6 protein-coding genes are annotated in these 4,066 nt (G+C 71.2%); 3 read left to right on the forward strand and 3 right to left on the reverse strand.

Going from position 1 to position 4,066, the window contains the following annotated elements; all coding sequences use genetic code 11:
• Positions 1-62: 62 nt before the first annotated feature.
• Positions 63-281, reverse strand: coding sequence for a hypothetical protein (locus CCS38_RS12300; RefSeq protein ID WP_031056439.1), 219 nt, complete (start codon positions 279-281; stop codon positions 63-65).
• Positions 282-451: 170 nt separating this feature from the next.
• Between CCS38_RS12300 and CCS38_RS12305 the strand changes: the two genes are divergently transcribed.
• The 3 genes from CCS38_RS12305 to CCS38_RS12315 all read left to right on the forward strand — a co-directional run bounded on the left by CCS38_RS12305 (position 452) and on the right by CCS38_RS12315 (position 3,008).
• On the forward strand, positions 452-1,285 hold the full coding sequence (locus CCS38_RS12305; RefSeq protein ID WP_223733267.1) for a helix-turn-helix domain-containing protein: 834 nt from the start codon (positions 452-454) through the stop codon (positions 1,283-1,285).
• A complete protein-coding gene (locus CCS38_RS35705; RefSeq protein WP_372457052.1) occupies positions 1,275-1,592 on the forward strand; it encodes a DUF397 domain-containing protein in 318 nt (105 codons plus the stop codon). Before CCS38_RS12305 ends, CCS38_RS35705 begins: the two co-directional genes overlap by 11 nt.
• Positions 1,593-1,706: 114 nt before the next feature.
• Positions 1,707-3,008: a Cmx/CmrA family chloramphenicol efflux MFS transporter gene (locus CCS38_RS12315; protein ID WP_223733268.1), complete on the forward strand. Its 1,302-nt coding sequence runs from the start codon at positions 1,707-1,709 to the stop codon at positions 3,006-3,008.
• A 134-nt stretch (positions 3,009-3,142) separates the two neighbouring features.
• Here the strand turns inward: CCS38_RS12315 and CCS38_RS12320 are convergent, their stop codons facing one another.
• Together CCS38_RS12320 and CCS38_RS12325 are read right to left on the reverse strand one after the other, a co-directional pair.
• Positions 3,143-3,409 (reverse strand): DUF4031 domain-containing protein, encoded by a 267-nt coding sequence (locus CCS38_RS12320; RefSeq protein WP_223733269.1) that lies wholly within the window; start codon positions 3,407-3,409, stop codon positions 3,143-3,145.
• Between the two features lie 8 nt (positions 3,410-3,417).
• Entirely contained in the window at positions 3,418-3,780 is a 363-nt protein-coding gene (locus CCS38_RS12325; protein WP_223733270.1) for a DUF8819 family protein, read from the reverse strand.
• Between the last annotated feature and the right edge of the window lie 286 nt (positions 3,781-4,066).

Genomic DNA, 4,066 nt, shown 5'->3' on the forward strand with positions numbered 1-4,066 from the left:
GGGCGCCAGGGTCCGGGGCGCACCGCACTCGGGGTCCTACGTGCCGTTCTTGCGCGCCTCGTTCAGCGGCGCTCGCCCCGACTGCGCGCGTTGGCCAGCGCCGTCCGGGCGGCCAGGCGTTCGCGCGGGGTGGCGGCCCGGGCGTCGGCCGGCGGGCAGTCCCACTCACGTCCGCCCCCCGGCGGACGCAGCTGCACATAGGGCCCTTCGTGCCCCATCACCTCTCCGATCCTGCCGATCCGGGTGTCGACCACATACGAACCCTTCGCCGGGAGAGTCACCGGGTACCTCGCCTCTCCGGTAGCGGACCTCACTGCGCCTCACCGCGCCTCACTGCGCCTCATCGCGCTCCGTGTCGTCTTACTGCTTGTGTCTATATGGTGACGGTCCGGGGTTAAGCTTGACAGAGGGTGACGTCCAACAACACCAGGTGCACGACAGGGAGTGGGCCATGCCGAAGCCGAAACAACTGGATCCGTCGCTTTCACCGAGGGCGCTGTACGGCGCTGAGCTGCGGTTCAAGCGAGAAAGTGCGGGGCTGACGCAGGCGGAGCTCGGGGCGCCGATGTTCGTGAGCGGGTCGTTCATCGGCCAGCTCGAATCGGGCGCACGGCGTATCCAGGGGGAGTACGCACGGCGGATCGACGAGATCCTCGGTACGGACGGATTCTTCGAGCGGAACGTCGAAGCGGCCCAGCGCTCCCGCTATCCGGAACACTTCGCGGACGCCGCCGAGTTCGAGGCGATGGCGATCTCGATCAGGGAATACGCCCCATTACTCGTCCCGGGGCTGCTGCAAACGGAGGAGTACGCGCGGGCCGTGTTCCGCGCGGTGCACCCGGTCGCCCCGGAGGAGGTCATCGACGACTTACTGTCCGCGCGGCTGGACCGGGCCCGCGTTCTCGAGGATCCAACAACCCCCTTGTTCTGGGCGGTGTTGGACGAGAACGTGCTGCGCCGTCCCGTGGGCGGTCCGGCCGCGATGCACACCCAGCTGACTCATATCGCGGCACTCATGCGTCGGAATCGCGTCATCGTGCAGGTGCTGCCGTACGCGGAGGGCGCCCACGCGGCGCTCGAAGGCTCGCTCAAGCTGATGACATTTGCAGATGCACCGCCCGTCGCGTACCTACAGGCCCTTGCAACAGGGCAAATGTTGGACGAACCTTCGCATGTGGAACGGTACGGCTTGGCTTACGATCTCGTCCGGGCCGCTGCACTGTCACCCGAAGCGTCCCTCGTTCTCATCGAGTCGGCGGCGAAGGATTACCACGATGGTTATTGATCAACTCACGTTCCACCCAGCGCGGCACGGTGCCGTTCACGGGGCGGGCCACGGCGCGGAGAGCGCCGCGGTCCGCCGCCCGGCACACCGCGCGCTCGACCTCTCCGGCATCAGCTGGCGCAAGAGCAGCTACAGCGGCGGCAGCGGCGGCGACTGCGTGGAGATGGGACACGGCGCGCCGGGCTCGGTCCCGGTGCGCGACAGCAAGAACCCCTGGGGCCCGGCGCTCGTCCTGGCCCCGGCGGCCTGGTCGGCGTTCGTCACGGCGGTACGGGACGGCGTACTGGAAGGGTCGGCCGACGCCTGAGCCGGGCTGACGGCGTCCGGGACAGCCGTACGAAGCGGGCCGCCGGCGAGCGGCATACGCGGCGGCGCGAAGACACCGGGAATGTCAGGCGTGTTCACGCTGTTCATGCGTGTCATGCCTGCCCCTCCTGATCGCGCCGAACGCGCCCGTATGCCCATCGCCGTCTACATCCTCGGATTGTCCGTATTCGCCCTGGGGACCTCGGAGTTCATGCTCTCCGGGATCCTCCAGCCACTGGCCCGGGACATGCACGTCTCGATCCCGCAGGCCGGGCTGCTCGTCTCGGCTTTCGCGATCGGCATGGTGGTCGGCGCTCCGACGCTGGCCGCCGCCACGCTCCGCCTCCCGCGGCGCACGACGCTGATCGCGCTGCTCGCCGTCTTCGGCGTCGGCCAGGTCGCGGGCGCACTCGCGCCCTCGTACACGGTGCTCTTCATCTCCCGGGTGGTGAGCGCGCTGGCCTGCGCCGGCTTCTGGGCGGTCGGTGCGGCCGTGGCCGTCTCGCTGGTGCCGTTCACCGCGCGCGCCCGCGCGATGGCCGTGATGGTCGGCGGTTTGAGCATCGCCAACATCGCGGGCGTACCGGCCGGCGCGCTGCTCGGGCAGTCCGCCGGCTGGCGCGCCGCGTTCTGGGGCGTGGCGGTCCTCTCCGCGATCGGCCTCGTCGGTGTGATCGCCTTCGTGCCGCGCACGGAGGTGCCCACGGGCGAGGACCGTCCGCAGCTCCGCCGCGAGCTGACGATCTACCGCGACAAGGAGGTCTGGCTCGCGCTCGGCGCCACCGCGCTGAACGGTGCCGCGGTGTTCGCGCTCTTCTCGTACCTCTCCCCGCTGCTCACCGACACCGCCGGGCTCGCCGAGAGCTGGGTGCCCACGGTGCTGGCGCTCTTCGGTGTGGGCGCGCTCATCGGTACCTACATAGGCGGCCGGATCGCCGACGCGCACCTCTTCCCGACCCTCTTCGGGGGCATCATCGCCTCCACCCTCGTGCTGGCGGTCCTCGCACTCACCGCGCACAACTCCGTAGCGGCGATCGCGCTGTCCCTGATGCTCGGCGTCACGGCGTTCACCACGGCCCCGGCCCTGAACGCCCGGATGTTCAACGTCGCCAACGCCGCGCCGACGCTGGCCGGCGCCACCACGACGGCCGCGTTCAACATCGGCAACACGCTCGGCCCGTGGCTGGGCGGCCTGGTCATCAGCGCGCACTGGGGCTACCCGGCCGTGGCGTGGACCGGCGCCGCGCTGGCGGCGGCCGCCGTCGCCGCGACCGCCGTCGCCTACCGGCTGCAGCGCTCCACGGGCGCGGCCTCCCGGCTGGTCGCATCCTCGGAAGCGCCGCAGCCCCATGAGGCCGCGGCGGACGACCGCAGCGCTACGGACGACCGCAGCGCTACGGCCGGCAAGCGCCTCTGAGGACGGCTCCGCGCGGCGGGGCGGCCCGGTCAGCCGGCGCCGCCCCGCTCGGACCGCCAACGCGGCTGTGCGTACGCGCTCCTGTACGTGCTCTTGTACGTGCTCTTGTACGGGGGCGGACCGCACGAAAGCAGTCAGATCCGGCGGTTTTTCGGACGGCGGAGGCCCGCGGCCGTCAGGCGGCGGACCAGTTCCTTGCTGCCGATCTCGACCGCGCCGGCCCGTACGGCGTCGGCGTACCGTTCCGCCGGCAGGTCGTAGTGATCGCGCTCGAACGCGCGCCGCGGCGCGCCGATCCGGGCCGCGAAGTCGTGCAGCTCCTCGAACGACGTGTCGCTCACCAGATGCGACCACAGCCGGCCGTGCCCCGGCCAGGTCGGCGGATCGATGTAGATCGCCACGCCGCTCCTCAGCTCCCCAGAGGTCCGCCGAGCGAGCCGACCCGGGCCACCGAGACGGCCGTCTTCGGGCAGACCCAGTGCGGGTCGGGACCCAGCTCCGGCTCCACGTCCAGCGCGTGCGGGTCGCCGCCCTCGGTGCACACCGGGCAGAGCGGCCAGCGGCCGTACCGCTCCAGCAGGGAATCCTGTACGTCCTGGGCGACGAGCCCGGCGACGAATTCGACGCCCTCCGGCCACTGCTCGACCCACCAGCGGCGGTGCGCGACCGCGTCCTCCACCAGCGAGACGATGTCCGCGTCGGCGACATCGCCCGCCATCAGGTCCGCGATCACCAGGGCCCGGGCGGCGTGCAGCGCCTGTTCCAACTCCATGTGCCCATTGTCGCGCGTACACGCCGAACACCCACACGCGTTCCCCCTTGTCCCAGCGGCCCGGAGTTGTCCACAGGCCACAGACGGGTATTGACGCCGCGGGTGACTGAAATTACTTTTCAGAGGTGAGCACCAGACTGAAGGAAACTTTCAAGGACGCGGCCGCCGACGCCCCGACCACCTCCGGCGCGGCTTCCGGCGGCCCGGCCACGTCCGGCTCTGCGACCGCGTCCGGCGCGGCCTCCGGCGCCGCCCCGCGGCCGCAGCCGGAGCGGACCCCGCCCGC

This window comes from Streptomyces purpurogeneiscleroticus (genome assembly GCF_020024005.1).
Lineage (GTDB): Bacteria > Actinomycetota > Actinomycetes > Streptomycetales > Streptomycetaceae > Streptomyces > Streptomyces purpurogeneiscleroticus.